Below are 26,324 nucleotides of genomic sequence, written 5' to 3' on the forward strand. Positions count from 1 at the left end.
CTTCAGCGGCGTTCGAGGGCCAGTTCCACCAGCCGGGCCACCAGGTCGCTGTACCCCAGACCCGCCGCCTCGAAGAGTTTGGGGTACATGCTGGTCGTGGTGAAGCCCGGCATGGTGTTCACCTCGTTGAGCAGCACCTCGCCGGTCTCCTCGACGTAGAAGAAGTCCACGCGGGCCAGCCCCGCGCAGTCCAGCGCGCGGAAGGCACTCAGGGCCAGGTCGCGCACACGCGCGGCGACCTCCGGCGGCAATGGGGCCGGAATGTGCATGGCGGCGCGGCCCTCGGTGTACTTCGTCTCGTAATCGTAGAAGTCCGCGTCGAAGCGCAGTTCCCCGACCGGACTGGCGATGGGCGCGTCATTGCCGAGAATGCCGACCTCCACCTCGCGGGGTTTGTGGGCGGTCATGGCTTCCAGGATCACGCGGCGGTCGAGCGAGAAGGCCAGCTCGAGCGCGCCGTCCAGTTCGTCGGGGCCGTGCACCTTGCTGATCCCCACACTGGAACCCAGGTTCGCGGGTTTCACGAACAGCGGGTAGCCCAGGGCCTCTGCACTGGCCCGCACGGTATCGGGCCGGTCGTGCCAGTCCCGGCGCACCGCGAGCCGCCACGCGACCTGCGCAATCCCGGCCGAGGCGAGCACCTGCTTGGTCATGACCTTGTCCATGCTGACGGCCGAACCCAGCACGCCGCTCCCGACGAAGGGAATCCCGGCCAGGGTCAGGAGGCCCTGCACGGTGCCGTCCTCCCCCATGGGGCCGTGCAGGATGGGGAACACGGCGTCGTAGCCCTCGGCACTCGCGGCGCGGTGCAGCACCAGATCCCCGCCGGTGGGGGCCTCGCCGCTGTCCAGGGCCTGCTGCGTCTGGGTTGGGGGCAGCCAGCGGCCCTCCTTGCTGATCACGACCGGCGTCACGTCGAACTGATCCACAGGCAGGGCCGCCAGGACGCTGCGCGCGCTCATCAGACTGACCTCGTGTTCGCCGGACTGACCGCCCGCCAGCAGCAGGATGCGCTTCTTCACGCGGCGCAGTATGCCACGGCCCGTGCCGACCAGCCGTTCGACGTCGACCTTACAAACCACGTCCCCAGAGCGGCCTTGACTTATCAAAAAGCAGGTCTGGGACGTATCATGTCCGAATTCACACCTAAGCGTTTGTGCCTACGCTATGATGCCCGGCGTTCACACACTAGACAGGTGACAGACCGAGCGCGAAACCGTGAAAACGTCCTCACCGTCAGCAGTTCAGGAGGCTTATGAAAAAACTGGCAATCCTCAGCACCATGCTTATCATCTCGTCTGCGTTCGCCGCTGCGCCCGCCGACACCCTGGTCGTCCAGGAATCCGCCGACATCCCTACCCTCGAGCCCGCCATCGCCTACGACACGGGCAGCGGCCAGGTCATCGAGAACATCTACGAGACCCTGGTGACCTACAAAGGCAGCAGCGTCCGTGATCTCGAACCCATGCTGGCCACCAAGTGGACGATCAGCAACGGCGGCAAGACCTACACCTTCGACCTGCGCAAGAACGTGAAGTTCCACAGCGGCAATGCCTTTACCTGCGCCGACGCCGAGTACACCTACGAGCGCGACCTGGTCACCAACACCAGCGACAGCGGCAACTGGTTCCTGGCCGACCCGCTGGTGGGCTCGCAGAGCAACGCCAAGGACGACAAGAACGTCACCTGGGACAAGATCTCCAAGTCCGTGAGCTGCAACGCGCAGGGCCAGCTTGTCTTCAACCTGGTCAAGGTCGATCCCGCGTTCCTGGCCAAGCTCGCCGCCTCCTGGATGGGCATCGTCGACAAGCAGTGGGCCATCAAGATCGGCGAGTGGGACGGCACCGAGAAGACCTTCATGGACTGGGCCGGTAAGGACGGCCTTGCCGACTCCGCGCTGAACAAGCAGCCCAGCGGCACCGGCGCCTACAAGCTGGTGCGCCGTGATGCCAACGCGATGCTCGCCACGGCCTTCGACGGCTACTGGGGCAAGAAGCCGGCCATCAAGAACATCATCATCCAGAAAGTGCCGGAACTCGCGGCCCGTCAGCAGGCCTTCCTGCGCGGCGACGCCGATATCATCGAGGGTGGCGGCCGCGCGGTCGACACCGAGCAGGTCAAGGGCAAGCCCGGCGTGGTCTGGATCGACGACCTGCCGAACGTGGTGGCCACCGGCTTCTTCATGAACGAGAAGATCGTGGGCACCCAGGGCAGCGGCAAGCTCGACGGCAGCGGTATTCCCGCGAACTTCTTCAGCGACGTGAACGTCCGCCGGGCCTTCGCGTACACCTTCAACTACCAGCAGTACATCACCGACGTGCAGAAGGGCCGCGGCATCCAGCGCACCATGCTGCTCCCCGACTCCTTCCCCGGCTACGACGCGAAGGTCAAGAAGTACACCTACGATCCCAAGCAGGCCGCCGCGTACTTCAAGCGCGCATGGGGCGGCAACGTGTGGAAGAACGGCTTCACCATCACGGCCAACTACCGCGCGGGCAGCACCACCTCGCAGACGGCCATGGAAATCCTTCAGAAGAACCTGGCGACCATCAACCCCAAGTTCAAGCTCGTGATCCAGCCCAAGCAGTGGAGCGAGATGCTCAAGGACTCCAACGCCGGTAAGGAAGCCATGATCATCATCGGCTGGGCGCCCGATTACGCCGACGCCGACAACTTCCTGTACACCTTCTACTCGTCGAACGGCTACTACTTCCCCCGCAGCAACTGGAAGGACGCCCAGGTCGACAAGTGGCTCGATCAGGCCCGCAGCACGGTCAACCAGGCGCAGCGCAACCACTACTACTCGCTGGTCGGGAACCGCGCCTACGAGCAGGCTCCGTACATCCTGATGCCGGCTGGCGTGAACTACGGCTTCCAGCGCGACAACCTGGTCGGCTCGACCGCCCAGACCTACAACCCGATGCTGGGCTTCTCGTACACCGGCACCTTCTGGAAGGAACTCAGCAAGAAGTAAACTCAGGCGAACCCGTCTGAGCGGGCGGGGTGGCCCAGACTGGGCCGCCCCCCCGCTTGCGTTCGTTCCTGAGGGAGCCAGAGGCACCTATGTTGAATTTCATCGTTAGACGGCTGATCCAGATTCCATTGGTCATGCTGGTGCTGTCGCTCCTGATCGTCGGGCTGACGCAGCTGCTCACCCCTGAGCAACGCGCCGCGCCGTACATCCGCAACGAGCAGCAGGCCGCACACGTGCAGCAGATCATCAAAGAACGAGGGCTCGACAAGCCATTTATCTACCAGTACGGGAAGTGGTTCGGGGGCGTCGTACACGGCGACCTGGGCTTCTCCAAGGCCAGCGGCAAGGACGTGGTCAGCACCATCGCCGAGCGGCTGCCCGCGACCATCGAGCTGACCATCCTCACGACCATCCCGATCCTGGTCTTTGCCGTGTGGCTGGGGACGCTGGCCGCGCTGCACAAGGACAAGCTGATCGACCAGATCGTCCGGGTGTTCACGACCATCGGCTTCAGCCTGCCGACCTTCGTGCTGGGTATCCTGCTGCTGGCGGTGTTCTACGCGTATCTCGGCTGGTTGCCAGGGGCCGGGCAGCTGAATGTCCTGAACCAGTTCGCGCTCGGCGACCTGCACCGGTATACGGGCATGCTGACCGTCGACGCGGCCCTGAACGGCCGCTGGGACATCACCTGGGACGTGTTGCAGCACATGGTTCTGCCGGCCATTACCCTGATCGTGGTGCTGTCACCGCAGATGGTGCGGGTCATGCGCAACTCCATGCTGGAAACGCTGACCAGCGACTTCGTCCGCACCGCCCGCGCCAAGGGCCTGTCGCCCCGGATCGTGAACACCAAGCACGCCCGGCGGAACGCGCTGCTGCCCCTGGTCACGCTGAGCGGCTTTCTGATCATCGGCCTGCTGGGCGGGTCGCTGATCACCGAATCGATCTTCGCGTACCCGGGTGTAGGCCAGTGGGTGGTGCAGGCCGCATTCCAGATCGATCTGGCCGCCGTACTGGGCTTTGCCCTGCTGACCGCCCTGATCGTCGTGATCCTGCAGACTGTCGTGGACATCCTGTACGGCGTCATCGATCCCCGCGTGAGGTTCGACTGATGCGCCCGATCCCGACTCCCGCTCACGCTCAGGAGGCACTGTGACCACCGTGAACATGCCCGTCCCGGTCGAGAAGCGCACCCGCTGGGCGCTGTTCTGGACGAGCCCGGCCATGCGCAAGCTGCGCCGGAATCCGATGGCCATCACCGGCCTGCTGATTTCGGTGGTCTTCGCGCTGGTCGCCGTGTTCGCCCCCCTGATCGCCAAACCGGCGGGCAACTGCCTGCGCGACCTGAACCTGACGACCGCCAACGAGGTCTACAACCCCCTCGGCAGCGGGTTCTGGCGCGCGATCGCCGCCCCGCCGCAGAGCTGTTACAAGATGGAACGCGTGAGCTTCGCGCAGGAGCCGGCGGCACCCAGCCGGGAGCAGCTGATGGGCACCGTGAACGGCTATTCCATCTACTACGGACTGGTCTGGGGAACGCGCACCGCCCTGAAACTGTCGTTCATCATCGTCTTCATCACGCTGGTGATCGGTGTGGTCGTGGGGGCCATCAGCGGCTATTACGGCGGCTGGGTGGACAACGCGATCCAGCGCTTTATCGACGTGATCTTCTCGCTGCCTCCCCTAATCCTGACCATTGTGATCCTGACGATCCTGCGGGCCAAGAATCCGGGGGGCGATCCGACCGGCCCCATGATCCTGGCGTTCTGCGTGACGGGCTGGGCTGCATACGCCCGGATCGTGCGCGGGGACGTGCTGCGCACCCGCGAACTGGAGTTTGTGGACGCGGCGCGCGGCCTGGGAGCCCGCGACAACCGCCTGATCGGGCGGCACATTATCCCCAACTCGATCACCACCGTGTTCACCATCGCCGTCATGGATCTGGCGACGACACCGCTGTCAATCGCCGCGCTGTCGTTCCTGGGCCTGGGCTTCGAACCCGGTTACAGCGAGTGGGGGCAGCTGGTGAACTTCGCCCGCGCGTGGCTCAAGCCGGATTACTGGTACGTGCTGGTGTACCCGGCGGCCGTGATCATCGTGTTCAGCCTGGCCTTCAATCTGTTCGGGGACGGCCTGCGCGACGCCCTCGACCCCAAGACCCGCTAACCCGCTTTCCCTTCACGCCTGCCGGTCACGTCGACGGCAGGCGGCTTTCTTGACTGGGCACAAGCGGCTCCGGCTCTCTCACCCAGGTGGGCAGCCATGACCACACGCGCCAGTGCAGCAGCACGGCCGTGACCCAGAACCCAGCCAGCAGCTCCGGCTGGTGCGCCAGCGTGCAGCCCAGCAGGAACACAACGCCTGGTGCCGTCGCGGCCTGGATCGCTGCGCCCAATGCAGCCGAACGGGACGGAAGATCGAGCTGAACGGCGACCTGCCGCGCCCGACGCAGGGCCCAGGCAGCCAGCGCTGCCGCCAGCGCATAGAGCACCACCGCGGCCAGCAGCGGGGTCACCGTCGGACGACCCAGGGCGAGGACAACGCCGAGCAGCACGCCGGGTCCCGCCAGGGCCGCCAGAGCAAGCAGGTAGGCGCGCCGGGCGGCCCCGATCAGGCCGACGCGGCTGCCGCTCCGGATGTCACGGGTGAACCCCTCAAGCATGCGTGGCGTTCAGCAGGCGCACACTGGCCGGAATGCCCCCTACCTCGACGGGCGCACCATTCTCCAATTCCCGCCGCAGCCGCGCGAGGCTCAGGCTGGCGGCGTGTTGCCCGGACTGCCCGACGACCCGGCCTCCCTGCGTGACCTCGGCGTGCTCGGGCAGGTGCTCGCCGACCAGCTGGGCCAGGTGGTACCGGGCGTTCCCACGCGCTTCCAGCCGCGCCATGATCTCCTGTCCCACGTAACAGCCCTTGCGGTAACTGATGGCCGGGAGCGGCCCGCCCACGTCCATCCCGATCTCTTGGAGCAGGGTGCCGGAGAAGCCATCCCGCACGATGTCCGGAATGCCGGCGCGGATCCGGGCGACGTTCAGGTCTGCCAGCGTGCCCTCCGCGCCGGGCAGGGCGGCCAGCAGGGCATCCTCGTGACGGCGCAGGTAATGCAGGTCCACGCCGGGCGTCCCGGTGCGGTTCACACGCCCACCCAGCGCCGTGATGCCCGCCAGTTCGAACTGCTGCGCGTCCGGGCCACTGCTGTTCCACCCGGCGAGCTGCTCGGCCTCCTGAACATGCACGGTCGCCAGCAGGGCCGTGCTGTCCTGGATCTCGACCTGATCGAAGATCACGTAGCGCTTCAGGCGAGCCGCCAGGGCCGGGGCCTGTCCCTCGTCCAGGTGCAGGTAGACGTCGTGTTCACGCCGGTAGACGCGGGCGAACTGCTCAATCTGGCCACGCACGTTCAGAAACGCGCCCGCGACCATGCCGGGCGTCGGCGCTCCGCGCAGGTCGCCGGTCATCTGGCCCTGCACGAAATCCACGCGGTCGGCTCCGGTCAGGCGCAGGCTGGAAGAGGGAAGGCGGATCCACATGCCGTTCAGGGTACGGGATGGGCCGGTCAGGCTTTGTGTGCCAGGGGCCGTCCGGCACTGTCCGCTCAGTCGCAGGCGTGCGCCAGATTCCGCTCTGCCCGCTCCTGGCGAGCCAGTTGCGCGCCGCGGGTCAGATGCCAGCGGCCCAGTTCGGCCGTCTGTTCGCGGATGATCATCTCGGCCTGCGGGAGGGCGGCGCGGCGGCTGTCCAGGCTGCGGCGCACCACGGCGCTCAGGTCGTCAAGGTTGGAGAGATGCGCGCCGCGCACGTCCGCGATGGCCGGATCGAGGATCCGCGGCACGCTGATGTCGATCAGGAACATGGGACGCGCTGGGCGATCCCGCAGGGCCAGGTCGACCCCGGCGGCAGTCAGGACGTAGTGCGGCGCGGCGCTGGACGCGATGACTACGTCCGCCTGCGGGAGGGCCTCGTGGAGCAGGTCGGCGGCGCAGGTGCGGCCCCCGAAGCGGTCTGCGAGCTGTCGGGCGCGTTCGGCCGTACGGTTCACCACCACGATGTCTTTCACGCCAGCGGTGCGCAGATGGGTCAGGGTCAGTTCGGCCGTCTCGCCGGCCCCCAGCACCAGCACGGTAGCGTCGTCCAGGCGGCCCAGGGCGGTGCGGGCCAGATCCACGGCGGCGCTCGACACGCTGACCACGTGGTCGGCCATGCCAGTCTCGCTGCGCACGCGTTTCCCGGCAGCCAGGGCGCCCTGCGCGACCTTGTTCAGCGTGCTGCCGCTCAGGCCACGGGCGCTGGCATCCTGCCACGCGCGTTTCACCTGGCCCTGGATCTGCGTCTCGCCGATCACCTGGCTGTCCAGCCCGGCGGCCACGCGGTAGAGGTGCTTGGCGGCCTCCTCGCCCCGGTACACGTACAGGTGGCCGTCGAGCGCGTGCCCCCACGCGCCTTCGAAGGCGGCGGTGGGATCGCCGCTCAGGCCCGCCAGATAGACCTCGGTGCGGTTGCAGGTGCTCAGCAGCATGACCTCGCCCGCATGCCGGGACAGGTGCGACAGCAGCGCCCCCTCCTCGCCGGCCCGGACGGCGGCGCGCTCCCGCACTTCCACGGGCGCGGTCTCATGGTTCAGGCCGACCACCGCGAAGTCCAGCGGGGCGTCCGGCACGTGCCCGGAGGCGAGCATCAGGGCCTCGGCCGTCGGACAGTGCAGGGTCATGCGCTGCTCTCCAGCGGCCTTCCCGGGAGGCCCAGGTGCGCCCGGATGTCGTCGCGCAGGCCCGCCAGCGCGGTGGTGCGGAGGTCGCCGGGCTCGCCCAGGGCGCGTTCGCGGCGCTGCGTCCAGGCCTGGATGTGCGTCTCGTCGGGCAGCAGATGCCCGATGGCCTCGGCGAGCGCCTGGGCCAGCATGGGCAGTTCCCGGCCGGTCGTGACCGCGACCCGCACACCGGCGCGCTCCGTGACCGCCGGGAAGCGCAGGGTGCCGCGCTCCGCCTGACCAGCGTGGTTCACGGGAATGCCCGCCGCGCGGGCCTCGGCGGTCACGGCGTCGTTCACCACGTCGCTGTCGGTGGCGGCCACGACGAGCGCCGCGCCGCCCACATCGCCCGGCTGGTAGGCGCGGGCCTCGTGGGAAAGGGGAAGGCCGGTCAGTTCCTCGGTCAGGGTCGGGGCGATGATGTGGACGCGCAGTCCGGCCTCCAGCAACGTGCGGGCACGTCGGAGCGCAACAGAACCGCCGCCGACGATCACGGCACGTTCGCCGCTTAATTCGAGGAAGGCCGCCAGACTCACCTGCGCATCTTAGTCCGTCCGGGAGGGTCAGGGGTCCCCGACCGAACGGTCAGACGAGACACCAGGCCGCATAATTTAGCGCTCCAACAGACATTTCCAGCGGGTCAGGCGCGACGTTCGGTCTCCTGGGCTTCCCGCGTAGCCTGTTCCGCTGCGTCGGCCAGGGCGTCCAGGCTGGCCGTCCGGGCAACCGTGATGCGCGTGAACCCGGCCTCGCGCGCCGCATCGGCCGTCTGCAGGCCCATCGCGGCCACCGGCAGGCCCAGAGGATCGAAGTCCGCGCTGGCCAGGGCCGCCAGGTGCCGGGCCGCGCTGCCCGACGCGAGGGTGATGACGGCCGCCTCCTTCAGCCGCTGCGCCGTGTGCTCCTTCAGCGGGGCGGCCTCGGTCCGGTACAGTTCCGCCCGCCGGTACCCGATGTCGCGGGCTTCCAGCGCGCCCTTCAGGTCAGCCTCGGCGAGCTGCGAGGTCAGGTGCAGGGCCACCTCGCCCGGCCCGGCGGGAAGTTCCGCGCCCAGATGCCGCGCGCCGGGCGTGGACGGCACGAAGTCGGCCCTTAACCCTCGCTCCGCGAGGCTGCGGGCCGTGCTGGGGCCGACGGCGGCGACCTTCACGCGCGACAGCGCGCGGGCATCGAGGCCAGACCGTTCCAGGAAGGCGAACAGGGCCGTGACCGCCTGGTTGCTGGTGAGCAGCAGCCAGCCGCTGAAATTGTGCAGTGCCTCCGCGACCGGCTGGTCGTCGGGAACCGCGGCGAAGCGGATCAGGGGCACCTCCAGCACGCTGGCCCCACGCGCCCGCAGCACGTCGGACAGCCCGCTGGCACCCTCGCGGGTGCGGGTCACGGCCACAGTTTTGCCGGCAAGCGGGCCGCCCAGGCGCGCGTGCCGGTCGAACCAGCGCAGGTGCTCGCGCAGGCGCACGACCTCGCCCACGACCGTTACGGCAGGCGCTTCCAGGCCCGCGTCCTTCACGACCTGCGCGATGGTGGTCAGGGTGCCGGTGACGGTGCGCTGCTGCGGCGTGCTGCCCCACTGGATGGTCGCGGCGGGCGTGTCCGGGTGGCGCCCCGCTCCGATCAGGTCGGCGGCGATCTGATCCAGGTTGCGGACGCCCATCAGGAGCACCAGCGTGTCGACCCCCGACAGCCGCTCGTAGTGCGCGCCGCCCTCCCTGGTGTTGCCGGTCAGGACGGCGAAGCTGCGGGCGACCTCGCGGTGCGTGACCGGAATCCCGGCGTAGGCGGGCGCGGCGATGGCGCTGGTCACCCCCGGCACGACCTCGAAGGGCACGCCCGCCACGGCGCAGGCCTCGGCCTCCTCGCCACCCCGGCCGAACACGTACACGTCGCCGCCCTTGAGCCGCGCCACCCGCTGCCCACCATTCGCCTGCGCTTTCGCCACGATCAGCGCATTGATCTGCTCCTGGGTGATGTACTCCGAGAACCCCTTCTTGCCCACGTAGATCGTCTCGGCATCCGGCGAGAACCGCAGCAGTTCCGGGTTCGCGAGGTAGTCGAACAGCACCACGTCCGCCTCCCGCAGGGCACGCTGCCCGTGCAGGGTGAGCAGGCCCGGATCGCCGGGACCCGCCCCGATCAGGGACACGAAAGCGCGGGAAGGGGGGGAAGCGTCGGTCATGCCGACAGGCTAGCCCCCCGCGTGCGGGACATAGGGCACACGGGGAGCGGGCGAGCAGTGATCGGACGCTGGAATCAGTCGGTAGCGCTGGCGTGCAGGGCGTCGCCGGAGGGCACGGCCGCACCACCGCTCTGGTGCGCCACGGCGTCGGCGGCGGGCCAGTCCAGGTGGTGGGCCTGGGTATCGTGCAGGCCCGCGAAGCGCAGGTGACGCTGGCAGATGAACCACAACTCGTCGCGGTCGTTCGGCAGGATGAAGTACGCGTCCGACGATTCGGACGGGTTGTACACCCCCACCACGCGGTAGGCGCGGGTTTCGGAGAAGCCACTCTGCAGCGGCTTGGGCATGGGCGCACGCGGGCCGTGGAGTTCCACGATGCGCACGAACATCTGTGGGTGAAAGGCAAGCATGATCCACCCTGAGGCGTGGCCGCACCCCGCACCGGGGGAAGAACTACAAGGTCAAGGCCTGGCCAATCCTCGCTGAAGCTCCCCTGTAGGTGGGCTGAGACGGCCTTCACGCAGTACCCTGAGGGCATGGACCCCTGGCAGCGGATCGCGCAGGTAGAAGCGGCCGCCCACGCGGAGTTCGGCGTGTCCCACCGGTTCGGCCCACTCGTCGCGGCCTTCGTCGCGCCAGGACTGCCGCTGAATTCGGCGTGGCACGACGGTTCCCGGCCCCCGGACGCCGCCGAGCTGGCGGCCTTCGAGGCGTTCAGCTCAGCGCACGACATCCCCGCCACGCTGCACGTGCTCTCCGCCACCGTCCCAGCGATCCTCCCCCTGTTGAACGCGCGCGGATACGCCCTAGATTACGTGCTGCACCTGTACACCCACGACCTCGGGAGCCTGCCCGAGATCCACCTTCCCGTTCACGAGGAGGGCGATGCGGCGGCCTGGGCCGCCCTGTCGGCACGTAGTTTCGGGCCGGGCAGCGAGGAGATCATGCAGGTCGTGGCCCACGGGCCGGGGATCCGGCGGTTCGTGGCGACCGTGGACGGCGCCCCCGCCGGAAGTGGCGCGCTGGGCGTGAAGGGCGATGTGGGGGCCCTGTATGGCATGTCCACCGTGCCGGAAGCCAGGAACCGGGGCGTGCAGGCGGCGTTGATCGCCGCCCGGCTGCATGCGGCCAGGGCAGCTGGGGCCACGCTGGCCACCGTGTTCACCACGCCCGGCACCGGCAGCGAGCGGAACATCGTCCGCGCGGGGTTCACGTTGGGCGGACTGCGGCTGACCTTCACCGCGCCGGTCAGTACACGCTGAGGCATACGCGCAGCAGCTCCAGCGCCTGCCGGTCGACCGGCCCGAGGCCAGCGGGCAAAGCGTTCAGCGAGTAGAAACGCAGCGCCGTGTCCTCCGCACCGTCCGCGCGGGGCAGACCGTTCCAGGCTCGGATCACGTAGACGGACGTGATCTGGTAGTACTCGTCGCCGTTCGGGAGGCGCACGAAGGTGTCGGGGCCGCTGATCACGGTGAACAGCAGGGGTTCGCGGGGAACGATGCCGGTCGCCTCCAGCAGTTCGCGGCGCAGCGTATCTTCCAGCGCCTCGCCGAGTTCCGCGATGCCGCCGGGCGTGCCCCAGCCGGCGGTGTCGGTACGGCGCTGGAGCAGCACTTCGCCGTCGGCGTTCACCACCAGCGCGCACACGCCCGCCCAGTTCACCGGGGCATGGCCGATGCGGGCGCGCAGTGTACGGACATAGTCGGTGGCAGTCATGCATTGGCCTCGGCGGCGCGGCGGGTGACAGGGCCACCCAGGGTGGGCAGGGTGGCCCGGTCGAAGAAGGCCAGGGCAGCGAACTCCACGCTATCGGGCTCAGGCGTGCCGCTCCAGGCCGTGACGCGGTACAGGGCGGTATAGGTGTAGAACTCGTCGCCGTTCGGCGAGCGGCGGTGGGTGTCCGGCCCGCTGATCACGTCGAGCAGCTCGGCCGCGTGGACATGCAGGCCGGTCTCCTCGTGTACCTCGCGGCGCAGCGTGTCCGGCAGGGCCTCGCCGAGTTCACTGATGCCGCCGGGAACGCCCCAGGTCTGGCGACCGACGCGCTAGCCCAGCAGGATGCGCCCACCGGCGTCCCTGATCAGCGCGGCGGCCCCGACAAAGTTCACGGGGCGGGGGCCGATCGCGGCGCGCAGATCACGGACATAATCGTCTGTACTCATGTGAGTATCTTACACATCGTTGCCCGGAGTGGTGGCCAGTCGCACGCCATCCCGCACAGCCGCGCACACGGCCTCCTGCACCAGCGCCCCCAGCAGCAGCGGATCGGCCAGCGGGCGCGTGCAGGTGCTCAGCACGAAGGCACTATCACCATCCCAGGCCGTGTGACTGGGATGGATGACGCGGGCCAGGGCGGTCTGCGCGGCGTCCGCAAGGCGACGGCACTCGGCCTTGGTCAGGGTATGTTCGGTCACCACCGCGACCAGCGTGGTGCTTTCCATCTCGCCCGGCGTGAAGGCCACCGCTCCCGCCCCCACACCCGGCCCGGCCAGCACGCCGCCCTGCTCATCCAGCACGTCCCCGATCGGGTTCACGACGGCCAGCGCCCCCACCCGCACGTCATGGCGTTCGAGCAGCACGCTTCCCAGGCCACCGGGCACCGCGCCCACGCCCGCGTACTTCCCGGCAGTCGCGCCCGTCCCTGCGCCGACCCGGCCACGCGGCACCGGCTCGGCGGTGGCCGTCCGCGCGGCGCTCTCCCCTTCCCGCTCGCCCGGCCGGGCTCCCGGATCCCCCACGCCCAGGTCGTAGATCACGGCCGCCGGTACGATGGGCACCCGCGCCCACGGCGTGTCGTGCCCGATACCGCGCTCCTCCAGCACCCGCATCACCCCGGTCGCGGCCGCCAGACCGAAGGCGCTGCCGCCGGTGAACAGCAGGGCGTGCACGCGCTCGACCTTCTTCTCCACGCCCAGCAGCACCCCCTCGCGCGTGCCCGGACTGGGCCCCAGGAACGACGCCGACGCCACCGCCCCCTGTGGCGGACACAGGATGACGGTGCAGCCGGTCAGACCGACTTGATCCGTCCAGTGACCGACCTGAAACCCTGGAATGGCCGTGAGCGTGGAGTTGGCTGTGGGCATACGGCCATTCCAGCACGGCGGGCGTACCGTGGAGCATGACCGCTTCCGCTTCGGCCCCGGCCCAGACCCTGTCCTTCGATTCCGGCGGCCGATCCCTGAACGCCGAGGTGTACCGTCCCGCCACGACCACCGGCGCGGCGCCCGGCGTGCTGGTCATCCACGAGGCCTTCGGGCTGAACGACGACATCCGCGCCATCGCCGACCGGTTCGCGCGCGCCGGCTACGTGGCGCTGGCCGTCGACCTGTTCAGCGGCCGCAGCCCGGCCGCGTGCATGTTCCGCCTGATGGGCGGCCTGTTCCTGAACTCGCTGGAACACCAGGGCGTGAAGGACACCCGCCGCGCCCTGGATGTGCTGGGCACCCTGGACGGCGTGGACAGCGCGCGGCTGGGCGCTGTGGGCTTCTGCCTGGGCGGCAGTCTGGCCGTGGCCATGGCCTGCACCGACGACCAGGTCAGGGCGGTGGCTCCGTATTACGGCTTCGTGCCCCGCCCCGCCGAGGCCCTGCGCCGCGCATGCCCCGTGGTCGGCTCATTTCCCGAACGGGACTTCACGAGGAAGCAGGGCGAGAGGATGCGGGACGAACTCACGGCGGCCGGAATTGACAACGACATCAAGATCTACCCCGGCGCGAGACATTCCTTCGCCAACCACGGCCCGAACTTCGATGCGGTGGCCAGCCAGGACGCCTGGAACCGCGTGATGGGTTTCTTCGACACCCACGTCGTCGGAGCGGCCACCTGAACCGGGTCTGCGCGGTGGCCCAGACGGCCATGGCCCGTGTCGTTTCGGTACAAGACGATCCGGGGCCGTCCTCCTAGGCTGTGTTCAGCGGTGACGCTCCCAGCGCACCCAGCCTTCACGGAGGAACCACCATGCGGAAAGTCATTGCGGCGGAATACCTGAGTCTCGACGGCATCATGAGCGATCCCTCGTGGAGCGCCCCCTACTTCAACGACGAACTCGCCCGTTCGCAGCGGGATCTGCTGTTCCAGAGCGACCTGCTGCTCCAGGGCCGAGTGACGTACGACGGCATGTCCCGAGCGTGGATGCAGGCCAGTGACGAGCAGGGCTTCGCGGAACGCATGAACGCCCTGCCCAAGCGGATCGCCACCCGCAGCGCTCAGGAGCTGACCTGGAACGCCACGGCCATCCAGGGTGACGTGCCCGCCGAGGTCGAGCGGCTGCGGCAGGAAGACGGCGGGCACATCCTGATCTACGGCAGCGGGCAGCTGGTGCGCTCGCTGATGCCCCACAGCCTGATCGACGAGTTCCGGCTGATCGTCTGCCCTGTCGTGCTCGGCAGCGGCCAGCGTCTCTTCGCGGAGGGCGTGCAGGCCACCCTGACCCTGACGGACGTCACGACGACCAGCACGGGCGTGGCCCTGATGACCTACCGGCCAGCCTAAACCGCTCCCAGACGGCCCACGTCCGGATGGATGCCGTGGTGTGTTCGGCATCCATCGGAACCGCACTCAGTCGGCGGCCAGCTCCAGGGAGCGCGCGAAGCTCTCCTCCTCCAGCCACGCCGAGTGCGACCACGCGTTACCCAGAATCTGGCCGGGGGTGCGGCCCACGAAACGCCGCAGGGCCTTGGTCAGGTGCGGCTGGTCGCTGAAGTCCAGCTCGTGTACCACGTCGGCAATGCCGTGCCCCTGTTCGAGGAGCGCGGCGGCTTGCCGGGCACGCTCGATGGACTTCACCAGCCGGTGGGTGAGTCCGGTCGTCTGCCGGAACTGCCGCTGCACCGTTCGCAGGCTCCGGTCTGCGTCCGGAAGATCCTCGTTCACGAGGGTGTGGATGGTCGGCTCGAAGTGCAGCACCCGTTGCCGGATGAGGTGCTCGACGAACGCCCCGGCGTCCTGCGCGTCCGGGATGGGCAGGGCACGGTCATCCAGCCAGAACGACTGTCCGGTTGAGAGGGGCAGCCGCGCATGCCGATCCACCAGTCTTTCCGGCGGCAGGGCGCTCAGCACGGTTCCTAGCCGGAAGGTGATCCCCAGAAACTCCGCGTCCGCCGGGCAGGCCGCGATGGACGCGCCCGTCTCGGGGCCACGCAGGATGACGCTCACCTCGCCCCGCTGGCGGGTAAAGACCAGCTCGCAGCGGCTGACGGCCATGGACGTGAAGGTGCCCGCCTGCTCGCTGCGCGCCTGCCAGACGCTCTCGATGACCGGCGAGTGCCCGCCCAAGACATCGAGCGTGAAGGCCACCGCTCACCTCCGGGGGTGGAACGACAGGGCGCTCACGCGTGATCGATCTCGCGGAGCCGCTCGACCCGCGCCGCTAGATCCGGGAGTTCCAGCGCCCGCAGCGACTTCACGGCGCGGGTCATCCCGGCGTCGTCCACGCGGCCCTGGTTCCAGCCGGCGATCAGCATGGCGCAACCCTGAAGGCCGTCCGACACCGTCTCCTTGTGGAACATGGCGGCCAGGTTGCCCGGCTGGGCGGGCCGGGTCTGCTGGAGCTGGGCCTGCACGTCCAGAACCACCTGCATGAATACCGGGTCAAGCCGCGCGCGGTCGTCGGGAGAGATGGCTTTGCCGGTCATGGACGCAGTGTAGGGGCTCCGGGCCCCTGTTCAGCCCTTCGCGGTCAGGTCGTCGTCGAGGGTGCGGCCGTTGGTGTCGTCGTCGGCCTCGTCCATCTCGCGGTTGGGATTGCCGTGTTCCACGCCGATGTCCGGGTTGCCGGGGCTGTCCTGCACCACGCCGCGATCCTCGTAGTCGGCGGGAATGTGCCGCAGGCTCTCGGCGTCGCTGTGGTTCTCCTGGGGCTGGTCGTGGGTCTCGTCGCTGCGGTGTCCGGTGCCGGTCATGGGGTGCATGCTGCCGTGGGCGCGCGCGGAGCGGGTGTGCTGGGCGTCAAGGGGGCTTGAGACAGACTGGGCAGGACACGGCCCGGTACACTCGGGAACACACCATGAGACGATCTGCGACGCTCCTGACGTTCGCGCTGCTGGCCGCCGCCGCCGCGCAAGCCCCCCTGCCGGCGAATACCGCCCGCGTGCACTACCAGCGTCCGGACGGCGCGTACACCGGCTGGGGCCTGCACGCCTGGGAGGACACGACCGCCACCGTCACCTGGGACAAGCCCCTGGCCCAGACCGGGAAGGACGACTGGGGCGCGTACTGGGACATCCCGCTGAAGGCCGGCGCACAGAAGGTCGCCTTCATCGTCCACAAAGGCGACACGAAAGACCCCGGCCCCGACCTGTGGCTCGACCTGGGTCAGGGCCACGAGCTGTTCCTGAAGTCCGGCAGCGCGAATGTCGCGTATGCGAAGGGCGCGGCCCTGACCGTGGACGCGACGAAGGCGCCCGCCACGCCGACCGCCCCGAAGACGCCTGCCGCCACCGCACCGACGGCGGCCCCGGCGGCGACCGCAGCCCAGCCGATCCCGAAGAACGTCCTGCGGGTGCGCTACGTGCGCCCGGATGGCAAATACGACGGCTGGGGGCTGCATGCCTGGGAGGACACGACCGCCACGGTCACGTGGGACAAGCCCCTGGCCCCGACGGGCATGGATGCGGGCGGAGCGTACTGGGACGTGCCGCTCAAGGCGGGCGCGGCCAAAGTGGGGTTCATTGTGCATAAGGGCGACGAGAAGGATCCAGGGCCGGACATGTTCGCCGACCCCACGAAGGGCACCGAGGTCACCGTGACGAGCGGGAAGGCCGACTTCGCCTACGGCGCACCTGCCGCCCTGAGCGACACCCCTGTGCCCGCCGGCAGTGTGCGGATCAACTACTACCGCCCGGATGGCAAGTACGACGGCTGGGGCCTGCACGCTTTCGAGGACACCACGGCCACGGTCACGTGGGACAAGCCGCTGGCGCAGACCGGCACGAACGCATTCGGCGTGTACTGGGACGTGCCCATGAAGACCGACTGGAAGAAACTGGGGTTCATCGTGCACAGGGGCGACGAGAAGGATCCGGGGCCGGACATGATCCTGACCCGCGAGATGGGCACTCAGGCCTGGATCGTGAGCGGCACCGCGACCGTGAACACCACCCGCCCCGACACCAGCGTGAAGACCGTGGGCGACCTGAGCAAGCAGCAGGCGATCATGCTGAACGCCACCCAGATCGCCGTGAAGCCGGATCTGGTGCAGCCCGGCGCGTTCCTGACCCTGCACACGGCCCTGGATGCCAGCCTGAAGCTCGGCGCGGATGGCGTGGACGGCGGCAGCACGATCACGCTGGAGGAGGTGCCCCCCGGCCTGAGCGCCGCGCAGAAGGCGAAGGTGCCGTATCTCGCGGGCTACCGGCTGGTGCAGGTGCGCGCCGAAGACCGGAGCAAGGTGGCGGAGGCCCTGCGCGGTCAGCTGGCCGTGAGCAGCGTCATGCCCGACGGCACGGTGCTCGACGCGACCGGCGTGCAGACCGCGTGGGCGCTCGACGACCTCGACGCCTACGACGGCCCGCTGGGCGTGACGTGGCAGGGCAACAAGCCCACCGTGCGCCTGTGGGCCCCGACCGCGCAGGACGTCGCGTTGCAGCTCTCGAAGGCCGACGGATCGAACGGGCGCACGGTGGCCATGACGCGGGACACCAGGGGCGTGTGGACGGCCACCGGGGATCCGGGCTGGCGCGGCCTGGCCTACCGCTACAGCGTGAAGGTCTACGCGCCCAGCACCGGGAAGATCGAGACGAACCTCGTCACCGATCCCTACAGCGTGGCCCTGACGCTGAACAGCGCCCGCAGCCTGCTCATTGACCTGAACGACGCCGCGCAGAAGCCCGCCGGGTGGGACGCCCTGAAGAAACCCGTGCTGAGAAGCGCCTCGGACCTGAGTTTCTACGAGTTGCACCTGCGCGATTTCAGCGCCGCCGACCCGACCGTGCCTGCCGCCCAGCGCGGCACCTATCTGGCCTTCACCCAGACCGGCAGCGCAGGGATGAAGCACCTGAAAGCGCTGGCCGACGCGGGCTTGAAGGCCATTCACCTGCTGCCGACCTTCGATATCGCCACTATCGAGGAGGACAAATCCAAGTGGAAGGCCACGCCGGATCTGAGCACCTTCCCGCCGGACAGCGAGGAGCAGCAGAAGGCCGTGACCGCCATCGGTGACGCCGACGCCTACAACTGGGGCTACGATCCGTACCACTACATGGTGCCCGAGGGCAGCTACGCCGTGAACCCGGATCAACGCACGAAGGAGTACCGGCAGATGGTCATGGCCCTCAACGGCGCCGGGCTGCGCGTGGTGCAGGACGTGGTGTTCAACCACACGGACGCCAGCGGGCAGGCCGACCGGAGCGTGCTGGATAAAATCGTGCCCGGCTACTACCACCGCCTGAACGTGAACGGGGGCGTCGAGAACAGCACGTGCTGCTCGAACACGGCCACCGAGCACACCATGATGCGCCGGCTGATGGTCGACACGCTGGTGCTGATGGCCCGGCAGTACAGAGTGGACGGCTTCCGCTTCGACCTGATGGGCCACCACATGGTCGCAGACCTGCAGGCTGTCCGCAGAGCGCTCGACGCCCTGACCCTCCAGCGCGACGGCGTGGACGGCAAGGCCATCTACCTGTACGGCGAGGGCTGGGATTTCGGCGAGGTACAGGGGAACAAGCGCGGCGTGAACGCCACGCAGGGCAACCTGTACGGGCAGGGGATCGGCACCTTCAACGACCGCATCCGGGACGCAGTGCGCGGCGGGAACCCCTTTGGCGGCCTGGAGGATCAGGGCTTCGCGACCGGGCTGTTCACGCTGTCCAATGGCTTACCGCAGAACGCCGACAAGGCGAAGGCCCTGACACTCGCGGATCAGGTGCGGATCGGGCTGACCGGCAATCTGCGCGACTTCAAGTTCACGTCCGCCAGCGGCCAGACCGTCACGGGCGGGCAGGTCGATTACGGCGGCCAGCCCACCGGGTACGCCGCCAGCCCCCGCGAATCCATCACCTACGCCAGCGCGCACGACAACCAGACCCTGTTCGACGCTGTGCTCCTGAAAGCCCCGAAGAGCGCGACCAGTGCTCAGCGCACCCGAATGCAGAACCTGGGCAACAGCGTGATCCTGCTCGGACAGGGCCTGCCCTTCAGTTACGCCGGCGACGACATCCTGCGCAGCAAGTCCTTCGACACCGACAGCTACAACAGCGGCGACTGGTTCAACACGCTCGACTGGAGCCTGAAGGGCAACGGCTTCGGCAAGGGCCTGCCGCCCGCTGACAAGAACAGCGGAAACTGGCCGCTGTACAAGAGCATCCTGGGCAATCCGGCCATGAAGGTTACGCCCGCCGACATCCAGCGGGCCTTCGACCACTACCGCGAAATGCTCCGCGTGCGGTACTCCAGCACCCTCTTCCGCCTGGACACGGCCGCGCAGGTTCAGCAGGAACTGAGCTTCCTGAACACTGGCCCGAGCCAGCAGCCCGGCGTGATCGCCATGAAGCTCAGCGGAGCCGTGAGTGCCACGAACCCGTATAAGACCATCGTGGTGGTCTTCAACGGGAACGATAAGACCATCATGCTCAGCGACCCGGCCCTCGCCGGACTGAACCTGAGCCTGCACCCCGCCCTGGCGGCCAGCACCGACCCCGTGGTGAAAACCAGCAAGTATGCCGGCAACACCGTGAGCGTGCCGGGCCTGACCACGACTGTGTTTGTCGGCAAATGAGCGTAGGCGGTATGGTCTGACGGCACCCGCCCACCCCACGAACAGGAGTTCCCCATGCAAGTGATCGAGAACCAGACCTTCACCAAACAGCGCATCGAGATCGACGACAAGCAGTTCACGGGCTGCACTTTCGAGGAGTGCATCCTGATCTATAGCGGCACCGGCGGCACCGCCCTGAATGGCTGTCACCTGAACAACACTGGCTTTGCCTTCGAGGGCAGCGCCGCCAAGACCATCGAACTGCTGACCGCTATGCACCGGGGTGGGTTTCAGGAACTGGTCGAAGCCACCATTGCCGGCATTCGCGGTGAGCAGCCGCGCCCGGCCGCGCCGCAGGCCTGAGCAGAGCAACATTTTGTTCCGGCAGCGGCAGCGCGTCTAAAGCTCATCGGGGCATAGCCGTGGCGATGACCAGCATCGTCGCTCCCAGCTTTCGGATCACCGGGCGCGGCCTGATCTTGGTCGTCAGGGTGAATACGGAATCTGCTGACCGGAGTCGGCTGGGGGCGGACAGGTAGAGAACCGAGCCGGGCGTTTCCCAGTTCTCGGCATCCCGATGTATCTGCGGCCCCAGGGGATCCTGTAACAGCTCGTTCAGTGGTGGAAGGTGATTTTGCAGTTAGCCATGCCGTGACCGTAATCCGGAGTCCGGACTAATCCACCACACTAACAATCCCATCCCGCACCTGTAGGTGGTGGTCGGCCAGCGCGGCGATATCGCGGTCGTGGGTGATGAGCACCACCGTTCTTCCCTGCTTCGCGGCGTCCTGCAATTGCGAGAGCACCATCTCGCCGGTCTTGGAATCCAGGTTGCCGGTGGGTTCGTCGCACAGCAGCAGGGCGGGATTCCCGGCTAAGGCGCGGGCAATGGCCACGCGCTGGGCTTCCCCGCCCGAGAGCTGGCTGGGGAGGTGTCCGGCGCGTTGCTCCAGGCCAACCCGGGCGAGCAGGGCGCGGGCACGGTCGGTGCGTTCGCGCAGGGGAACGCCGGCCAGGGTGAGGGGGAATTCGACGTTCTCCAGGGCCGTCAGGATGCTTACGAGGTTGTGGTTCTGGAACACGAAGCCATAGTGCTTCAGGCGGAAGTCCGCGCGCTGCGTTTCGCTGAGGCTGGTCAGGGTGGTGCCGCCGACCTGCACGGTGCCGGTGGTGGGGGTGTCGAAGCCCGCGAGCAGGTTCAGCAGGGTGCTCTTGCCGCTGCCGCTGGGGCCGACCACGGCGGTCAGGCCGGGTGGGAAGGTGTGCGTGAGGGGAGCGAGGGCCTGCACCTGACCGTCACCGCTGGGGTAGATGCGCGACAGGTTCTCGACGTGCAGGGTGGGTAACGTGCCGGGTGTGGGGGACGGTATGGTGGCAGCGGTCGTCATCAGACCCTCCCGAGGGCGTCGGTGATGTTCAGGCGGCTGGCGGCGCGGGCGGGCAGCAGGCCCGAGAGCAGGCCGAGCAGCAGGCTGATGCCCAACGCCAGCAGAGTGAGGCGGGGGGTGAGGGCGGCGGCGTCGATGCCGGCGAGTTGCTGCGTGTAGAGGTTCACGACCCAGATGCCGACCAGCCCCAGCAGCAGGCCGCCGACGCCACCGACCAGCGAGAGCAGCAGGCTTTCCGAGAGCACCAGGGCGCGCACGAAGCCGGGCCTGGCTCCGATGGCCCGCAGCGTGCCGAACTCGCGGATGCGTTCGTAGACGCCCATCATGACGGTGTTGGCGACGGCCAGGCCACCGACGATCAGGGCGATCAGGGAAATGCCGAAGCGCACGGCGTCGCTGATCTTCAGGGCCCGGTCGAGGAAGCTGAGGAAGTCGGACTGCGTGGCGGCCTCCAGGTCGAGCTTCTTGGCCAAGGCGGTGGCGACCGTGCGGGCCTGGCGGGGGTCGTCCAGCTTCACGGCGACCAGCGACACGCGGCCGTCGGCGCCCTCGCTGCGTTGCAGGGTGCCCAGCGGCAGGAAGATGAAATTATCGACCAGTCCGGATTCCGGCGCGAGGATGCCCTCGACCTTCACGCGGTTGCGGCGGTTGAGGTTCAGGGTGCTTCCGACCTTCAGGTGCAGGTTCTGCGCGGCCTTCGCTCCGGCCACGGCGACGCCCTCCCCTTCATCGGCGGCCTGGAGGGCGCGGCCCTGGACGATGGTGGTGCTGGGAAACACGGCCTGAATGCCCTGCGCGGCGGGCAGGCCGTACAGGATGACGCTCTGCGTGACGTCCAGGCCGCCCCGCACGGCCATGATCACGGGCGTGACCGATTGAATGCCGAGTTCCTTCGACAGCGCCATGATGTCCTGCGTGGTCTTGCCCGGCAGGTTCGGGTGCAGCGCCATGCCCTGCGACAGCGGCGTGAGGCTCACCTGGATGTCCGGGCCGATCCCGCCGAGCTGCTGCGTGAACACCTTGCGGATGCCCTCGCCGAGGCTCAGAAAGATGACCATGCTGGCCACGGCCACGGTGATCCCGAGGGCAGTCAGGAGGGTGCGGACGCGGCGGCGGGTCAGGCCACGCCACGCGAGTCGCCACAGGTCGGTCATGGTCACGCCTTAACGTACGCTGCCGGGGCCGGGACCGGTGTGGGTGGGCGGCTACAGAGATCGATCCCTCCTGAGGATCCTCACGTTCCTTCCCTAGGCTGGGCAGCATGCGTTCTTCCGTCCTCCTCTTTCCTTCCCTGCTGGCCCTGCTGCCCCTGGCGGGTGCCCAGACGCTGATTCCGCTGGACTCCCGTCCAGCCACGCGGGTGTTGCCGGCCTTGATCGCGGGCCTGGACGGTGGCACGCCGCAGGTTCCGCCGGTTCAGCTGCTGGGGGACGCAAAACGCGGTGCGGATCCGCTGGCGCTGGGCGCGTGGCTGGAGGGCCAGGCACCGTCCGGGCCGCTGGTCGTGGCGCTGGACGCACTGGCCTACGGTGGCCTGGTGCAGTCCCGCACGAGTCCGCTGACGACCCTGGAGGCCCTGACCCGACTGGAACTGATCCGGGCGTGGCAAGCCCGCACGAAGCAGCCGGTGTACGCCTTCATTACCCTGCCGCGCGAACCGGACGCGACGAACCGGACACGGAACCTGGAGGTCGTGAAAACCATGATCGCGTGGGCCAGGGAGGGCGTGTTCGCGCAACTCGACGTGACCTGGGACGACGCGCTGCCCGGCAGTCCCTCTCCGGCGGAGGGCGCGGCGCTCGCGGTGGACGTCCCGGCGAACGTGCGCGTCTATCCGGGAGCGGACGAGGTGCTGGGCATGCTCGCGGCGCGCGCGCTGTCGCCGCAGGCGCGGACGGTGCGCATCGAGTACAGCGATCCGAAGGCCGCGACCACCGTGATGAAGTACGAGGGCATCCCCCTCACCCAGAGTGCGGTGAACCACGCGCGCGGCAGCGGATTCACGGTGGTGGACTCCGGCCCGGCCGACCTGACGCTGTTCGTGTTCAACGGAGGCGATGCGCGCCGGGCGGCCGTGCGGATCAGTTCGCTCCTCCAGAAGGAACACGTGGCGGTGGCAGACGTGGCGCAGGTGAACGTGGGCACCCCCCGGCTGTGGGCGGATCTGAGCACCCTGCGGCAGACCGCGAATCTGCAGTCCCTGGCGGCGTGGGGCACCCCCGGCAACAACCTGGGCAGCGCCCTGGCCCACGCGAAACTGGCGCTGGACGCCACGAGCGCCGTGCGTCAGGATGCCCTGCTGGCCCGCGAGTACGCGAACGACGTCATCTACTCCACGCAGGTGCGCGCGCTGCTCCGCCGGGCACTGCCGGAGTCGGCGCTGGCCGGCCAGGACGCCCAGACGCAGCTGCTGACGCTGGCGAAGGAGTTCTTCCCGCTCCGGGTGGGGAACACTTACACCCTGAAAGATGCCTTCCTGCCGTGGGGCCGCTCCTTCGAATGGGACTTCGACCTGACGCCGCAGTCCGGCCCGCCGTCCACCCCCTGACCTCTCCGTTACTCGACGGGCGGGTGTTCCTCGGCGCTGCGCAGGCTCAGGGCCAGGGCCGCGCCGATCACCAGGGCCGCGCCCAGCAGGGCCAGCGGGGAGAGGTGCTCGCCGTAGAGAACCGCCGCGAGCCCAGCCGCCACGACCGGTTCCAGGCTGGCGATCACGCTTGCGCGCGTGGCGTTCAGGTGCCGCAGGCCCGCGCTGTACGCGAGGTAGGCGAGGTACGTGCTGAAGAACGACAGGGCCAGCAGGCTGGTCCACGCGGGCGCCGTTTTCGGCGTGAAGTGCACCAGCGGCAGCAGGCCCAGGGCGCCGACCGGCAGGGCCACGGCCAGCAGCGCGGGCGGGGCGTAGCGATGGAAGAAGGCCTTGCCATACAGGTAATACAGTGAATAAGTGAATCCGGCGGTCAGTCCGAAGCCCAGCGCGGCCGGGCTGACGGTCACGCCCTGCCCACCTCCAAAGCTGATCAGGGCGATCCCCAGCAGGGTGCCGACCACGGCGCCGAGTTCCCGCAGGCCCAGGCGCTCGCGCAAAAAGGCCCAGCCCATCAGGGCCACGAAGGCGGGCGCGGTGTACAGCAGCACCGAGGCGAGGCTGGCGCCGCCTGCCCGCACTGCCAGCTGGTACGTGCCGTAGAACACGCTCACGCCCGCCACCCCGAAGGCGGCGGTGATCCACAGGTCACGGCCTCGGGGCAGCGGCGCGCGGATCACGGTGGCGTGCAGGGCGTACAGGGCGCCGCCCAGCGTGGCCCGCCAGAACGCGACCTCCAGCGGCGACACGCCCGCCGCCTGCGCCTGCTTGCCCAGAATGCCCAGCAGGCCCCACAGCACGGCGGCCGTGAGGATCAGCAGCGTCGCGCGGCGGGTGGCGGCCGCCGTCAACGGGTTCTTCGCCACACGGCGACCGTGGCGACCAGCGTGACCAGCAGGCCCAGCAGGCCCACTCCGGCCAGGATCAGGGTGGCGGTGTTGCGCGTCTCGCCCAGCGGGGCCACGGTGTGGTCAATGTACGCCCCATTGTCTCCCTCCGGGGCGAGCACGTCGACGGGCACGGGCGCGTCGGCGCGGCCCACCTGAAGGGCGGTGGCACCGGCGCTCTGGGTGGGCCGCAGCACCCCATCGGACGAGAGGGGGGTATATACGGCGTTCGTGACCCAGTACGCGTAATTGCCGGGTGGAATGGCCGCGTCGATGACCAGACTCGTCCCCGCGACCTTCACCGTGGGCGCCGCCAGGGGGTGCAGGCCGCTGCCATCCTCGGCTACCCCTTCCAGGCTGCTGGTGAACCCGGTCACGCGCAGGTGGTACTGCCAGCCGCCCGCGCCGCGCACCCGCAGGCCCGTGTCGGCCAGCGCCATCTGCCCGCCGAAGCCGGTCTTCACGAAGATGTCCGTCACGCCGGCCGAGTAGCCGCTGGGCGCGTTCCACGGATTGCCCATCTGGCCGAAGGCGACCGTGAACTGCATGCCGCTGCCCTGCGGCTGGGCGCTGAGCGACCGCAGATCCAGCGCGTCCTGGGTCAGCGCGGGGCGGGTGGGCAGGACGTACCCGCCGTCTCCACGGGCGTCGCCGGCCGGATCCGGGATGGTGAGGAGAGCAGCGGTGAGCAGCGACAGCACGCGCGCCAGTATAGGGGGCGGGTGGGTGGCCTACAGCCGGACGAGGTCGTCGCGGTGCACGGCTTCCGGGCCGTAGGTGAAGCCCAGCACCTCCTCGATCTCGCGGGAGTGCCGCCCGGCGATGCGGGTCAGGTCGGCCGACGCGTAGCGGGTCAGACCACGGGCGATCTCCTGCCCGTCCGGCGCGACCAGCCGGATGGTGTGCCCCCTGCCGAAGGAGCCTTCTACAGCGCGGATGCCGGCGGGCAGGAGGCTGCCGCCGCGCTCCCGCACGGCGCGGGCCGCTCCTTCGTCCAGCACGACGCGCCCGGCGGCGATCTCGGCCAGGATCCAGCGTTTCCGGGCTTCCAGGCGCGATCCGGCCGCCACGAAGCGCGTGCCCAGCGCCTCACCTCCGACAATGCGTTGCAGGGCGTCGGGCGCGTCGCCGGGAGCGATCACGACGGGCGTGCCGGCGCGGGTGGCGATCTCGGCCGCCTGGATCTTGGTGTGCATGCCGCCCGTGCCCCGGTGTGAACCCACGCCGCCCGCCAGCGCCCAGATCTCCGGCGTGACGCGCTCCACGACCGGAATCAGGGTCGCCTGCGGATCGGCGCGGGGATCGGCGGTGTACAGGCCGGGCGCGTCCGTCAGAATGACCAGCAGGTCGGCCTCCACGAGGTTCGCCACGAAGGCCGAGAGGGTGTCGTTGTCGCCCACCTTCAGCTGCTCCAGAGCCACGGCGTCGTTCTCGTTGATGATCGGGAGCACGCCGCGCGCCAGACAGGCGTCCAGGGTGGTGCGGGCGTTCAGGTAGCGGGTGCGGTCACGGAAGTCGTCCGCGATCAGCAGCACCTGTGCCACCGTCAGGCCATAGATGTCGGCCAGCTGCGCGTACTGGTGCATCAGGCGGCCCTGACCGACCGCGGCCAGCAGCTGCTTCTCGGCCACCGTGCGGTCGCGTGGCGGAAAGCCCAGCGCCTCCCACCCGGCGATCACGGCGCCGCTGGTCACCAGCACCGCCTCGTGCCCGGCTGCGCGGACGGCCGCGAGTCCGCGCACCAGATCCACCATCCGGGGACGGTGCAGCCGGTCGGTACCGGCCGTGAGGACGCTTGTGCCCAGTTTGAGTACCACCCGCATGCCGGGCAGCATAGTGCGGCGCCCGGATCGATCCGGGCGGGACGTCCA

General features: G+C 69.0%; 26 protein-coding genes and 1 pseudogene. 9 read left to right on the plus strand and 18 right to left on the minus strand.

From position 1 onward, the window contains the following. Nucleotides 1–2: 2 nt before the first annotated feature. The gene (locus E7T09_RS20650) at nt 3–1,022 is read right to left on the minus strand and encodes a D-alanine--D-alanine ligase family protein (protein ID WP_136391099.1); all 1,020 of its coding nucleotides are present in this window, start codon (nt 1,020–1,022) and stop codon (nt 3–5) included. Between the two features lie 233 nt (nt 1,023–1,255). Here E7T09_RS20650 and E7T09_RS20655 point away from each other — a divergent pair, with 233 nt between their 5' ends. The 3 genes from E7T09_RS20655 (at nt 1,256) to E7T09_RS20665 (ending at nt 5,140) form a co-directional block, all read left to right on the plus strand. Then, the gene (locus E7T09_RS20655) at nt 1,256–2,974 is read left to right on the plus strand and encodes an ABC transporter substrate-binding protein (protein ID WP_136391100.1); all 1,719 of its coding nucleotides are present in this window, start codon (nt 1,256–1,258) and stop codon (nt 2,972–2,974) included. An 89-nt stretch (nt 2,975–3,063) separates the two neighbouring features. Further along, nucleotides 3,064–4,086, plus strand: a complete 1,023-nt coding sequence (locus E7T09_RS20660; RefSeq protein WP_136391101.1) for an ABC transporter permease — start codon at nt 3,064–3,066, stop codon at nt 4,084–4,086. 40 nt (nt 4,087–4,126) lie between these two features. Further along, nucleotides 4,127–5,140 carry an ABC transporter permease gene (locus tag E7T09_RS20665; RefSeq protein WP_240741920.1) on the plus strand — a complete coding sequence of 338 codons (1,014 nt, stop codon included), beginning with the start codon at nt 4,127–4,129 and terminating at the stop codon, nt 5,138–5,140. A 25-nt stretch (nt 5,141–5,165) separates the two neighbouring features. Here E7T09_RS20665 and E7T09_RS20670 read toward each other — a convergent pair whose 3' ends face one another. The 6 genes from E7T09_RS20670 to E7T09_RS20695 form a co-directional block, all read right to left on the minus strand. Next, a complete protein-coding gene (locus E7T09_RS20670; RefSeq protein ID WP_136391102.1) occupies nt 5,166–5,636 on the minus strand; it encodes a hypothetical protein in 471 nt (156 codons plus the stop codon). Beyond that, nucleotides 5,629–6,504: a folate-binding protein YgfZ gene (locus tag E7T09_RS20675; RefSeq protein ID WP_136391103.1), complete on the minus strand. Its 876-nt coding sequence runs from the start codon at nt 6,502–6,504 to the stop codon at nt 5,629–5,631. The genes E7T09_RS20670 and E7T09_RS20675 overlap by 8 nt, the downstream gene beginning before the upstream one ends. Nucleotides 6,505–6,569: 65 nt before the next feature. Beyond that, complete coding sequence (gene hemA, locus E7T09_RS20680) at nt 6,570–7,682, minus strand: glutamyl-tRNA reductase (protein WP_168734969.1); 1,113 nt, start codon at nt 7,680–7,682, stop codon at nt 6,570–6,572. Beyond that, complete coding sequence (locus E7T09_RS20685; protein ID WP_240741921.1) at nt 7,679–8,257, minus strand: bifunctional precorrin-2 dehydrogenase/sirohydrochlorin ferrochelatase; 579 nt, start codon at nt 8,255–8,257, stop codon at nt 7,679–7,681. Before E7T09_RS20685 ends, hemA begins: the two co-directional genes overlap by 4 nt. Before the next feature lie 104 nt (nt 8,258–8,361). After that, the gene (gene cobA / locus E7T09_RS20690) at nt 8,362–9,897 is read right to left on the minus strand and encodes a uroporphyrinogen-III C-methyltransferase (RefSeq protein WP_136391104.1); all 1,536 of its coding nucleotides are present in this window, start codon (nt 9,895–9,897) and stop codon (nt 8,362–8,364) included. 74 nt (nt 9,898–9,971) lie between these two features. Further along, nucleotides 9,972–10,307 (minus strand): hypothetical protein, encoded by a 336-nt coding sequence (locus E7T09_RS20695; RefSeq protein ID WP_136391105.1) that lies wholly within the window; start codon nt 10,305–10,307, stop codon nt 9,972–9,974. Between the two features lie 126 nt (nt 10,308–10,433). Here E7T09_RS20695 and E7T09_RS20700 point away from each other — a divergent pair, with 126 nt between their 5' ends. Beyond that, nucleotides 10,434–11,159, plus strand: coding sequence for a GNAT family N-acetyltransferase (locus E7T09_RS20700; protein WP_136391106.1), 726 nt, complete (start codon nt 10,434–10,436; stop codon nt 11,157–11,159). On the opposite strand, the gene E7T09_RS20705 is transcribed toward E7T09_RS20700, so the two are convergent. From E7T09_RS20705 to E7T09_RS20715, 3 genes and pseudogenes are all read right to left on the minus strand, one after another. Then, entirely contained in the window at nt 11,146–11,613 is a 468-nt protein-coding gene (locus E7T09_RS20705; protein WP_136391107.1) for an NUDIX hydrolase, read from the minus strand. The genes E7T09_RS20700 and E7T09_RS20705 overlap by 14 nt on opposite strands. Then, nucleotides 11,610–11,915: pseudogene (locus E7T09_RS20710) on the minus strand (NUDIX domain-containing protein); the annotation flags it as partial. The pseudogene E7T09_RS20710 and the gene E7T09_RS20705, both read right to left, overlap by 4 nt. Nucleotides 11,916–12,068: 153 nt before the next feature. Continuing rightward, nucleotides 12,069–12,980: a P1 family peptidase gene (locus tag E7T09_RS20715; RefSeq protein ID WP_136391108.1), complete on the minus strand. Its 912-nt coding sequence runs from the start codon at nt 12,978–12,980 to the stop codon at nt 12,069–12,071. 35 nt (nt 12,981–13,015) lie between these two features. On the opposite strand from E7T09_RS20715, the gene E7T09_RS20720 reads away from it, so the two are divergent. Together E7T09_RS20720 and E7T09_RS20725 are read left to right on the plus strand one after the other, a co-directional pair. Further along, entirely contained in the window at nt 13,016–13,723 is a 708-nt protein-coding gene (locus tag E7T09_RS20720) for a dienelactone hydrolase family protein (protein ID WP_136391109.1), read from the plus strand. A gap of 131 nt (nt 13,724–13,854) precedes the next feature. Beyond that, nucleotides 13,855–14,388, plus strand: coding sequence for a dihydrofolate reductase family protein (locus E7T09_RS20725; RefSeq protein ID WP_136391110.1), 534 nt, complete (start codon nt 13,855–13,857; stop codon nt 14,386–14,388). A gap of 66 nt (nt 14,389–14,454) precedes the next feature. Here E7T09_RS20725 and E7T09_RS20730 read toward each other — a convergent pair whose 3' ends face one another. From E7T09_RS20730 to E7T09_RS20740, 3 genes are read right to left on the minus strand one after another with little or no spacing between them, the layout of a single operon-like run. Next, nucleotides 14,455–15,192: a helix-turn-helix domain-containing protein gene (locus tag E7T09_RS20730; RefSeq protein WP_136391111.1), complete on the minus strand. Its 738-nt coding sequence runs from the start codon at nt 15,190–15,192 to the stop codon at nt 14,455–14,457. A 32-nt stretch (nt 15,193–15,224) separates the two neighbouring features. Continuing rightward, nucleotides 15,225–15,530, minus strand: a complete 306-nt coding sequence (locus E7T09_RS20735; protein WP_136391112.1) for a hypothetical protein — start codon at nt 15,528–15,530, stop codon at nt 15,225–15,227. A 30-nt stretch (nt 15,531–15,560) separates the two neighbouring features. Further along, nucleotides 15,561–15,797, minus strand: coding sequence for a hypothetical protein (locus tag E7T09_RS20740; protein WP_240741922.1), 237 nt, complete (start codon nt 15,795–15,797; stop codon nt 15,561–15,563). A gap of 104 nt (nt 15,798–15,901) precedes the next feature. On the opposite strand from E7T09_RS20740, the gene pulA reads away from it, so the two are divergent. After that, nucleotides 15,902–19,612 carry a pullulanase-type alpha-1,6-glucosidase gene (gene pulA / locus E7T09_RS20745; RefSeq protein ID WP_136391114.1) on the plus strand — a complete coding sequence of 1,237 codons (3,711 nt, stop codon included), beginning with the start codon at nt 15,902–15,904 and terminating at the stop codon, nt 19,610–19,612. Nucleotides 19,613–19,666: 54 nt separating this feature from the next. Beyond that, nucleotides 19,667–19,954, plus strand: a complete 288-nt coding sequence (locus E7T09_RS20750) for a hypothetical protein (RefSeq protein WP_136391115.1) — start codon at nt 19,667–19,669, stop codon at nt 19,952–19,954. Between the two features lie 311 nt (nt 19,955–20,265). Here the strand turns inward: E7T09_RS20750 and E7T09_RS20755 are convergent, their stop codons facing one another. Next, nucleotides 20,266–20,979, minus strand: coding sequence for an ABC transporter ATP-binding protein (locus E7T09_RS20755; RefSeq protein WP_136391116.1), 714 nt, complete (start codon nt 20,977–20,979; stop codon nt 20,266–20,268). Further along, nucleotides 20,979–22,139: an ABC transporter permease gene (locus E7T09_RS20760; RefSeq protein ID WP_136391117.1), complete on the minus strand. Its 1,161-nt coding sequence runs from the start codon at nt 22,137–22,139 to the stop codon at nt 20,979–20,981. The genes E7T09_RS20755 and E7T09_RS20760 overlap by 1 nt, the downstream gene beginning before the upstream one ends. 101 nt (nt 22,140–22,240) lie before the next feature. Here E7T09_RS20760 and E7T09_RS20765 point away from each other — a divergent pair, with 101 nt between their 5' ends. Then, complete coding sequence (locus E7T09_RS20765) at nt 22,241–23,527, plus strand: DUF4127 family protein (protein ID WP_136391118.1); 1,287 nt, start codon at nt 22,241–22,243, stop codon at nt 23,525–23,527. Between the two features lie 8 nt (nt 23,528–23,535). On the opposite strand, the gene E7T09_RS20770 is transcribed toward E7T09_RS20765, so the two are convergent. From E7T09_RS20770 to proB, 3 genes are read right to left on the minus strand one after another with little or no spacing between them, the layout of a single operon-like run. After that, a complete protein-coding gene (locus E7T09_RS20770; RefSeq protein WP_240741923.1) occupies nt 23,536–24,432 on the minus strand; it encodes a DMT family transporter in 897 nt (298 codons plus the stop codon). After that, entirely contained in the window at nt 24,414–25,154 is a 741-nt protein-coding gene (locus E7T09_RS20775) for a glucodextranase DOMON-like domain-containing protein (RefSeq protein ID WP_240741924.1), read from the minus strand. Before E7T09_RS20775 ends, E7T09_RS20770 begins: the two co-directional genes overlap by 19 nt. A gap of 30 nt (nt 25,155–25,184) precedes the next feature. Beyond that, nucleotides 25,185–26,276, minus strand: coding sequence for a glutamate 5-kinase (gene proB, locus E7T09_RS20780; RefSeq protein WP_136391120.1), 1,092 nt, complete (start codon nt 26,274–26,276; stop codon nt 25,185–25,187). Nucleotides 26,277–26,324 lie beyond the last annotated feature (48 nt).

The organism is Deinococcus sp. KSM4-11 (genome assembly GCF_004801415.1).
GTDB lineage: Bacteria > Deinococcota > Deinococci > Deinococcales > Deinococcaceae > Deinococcus.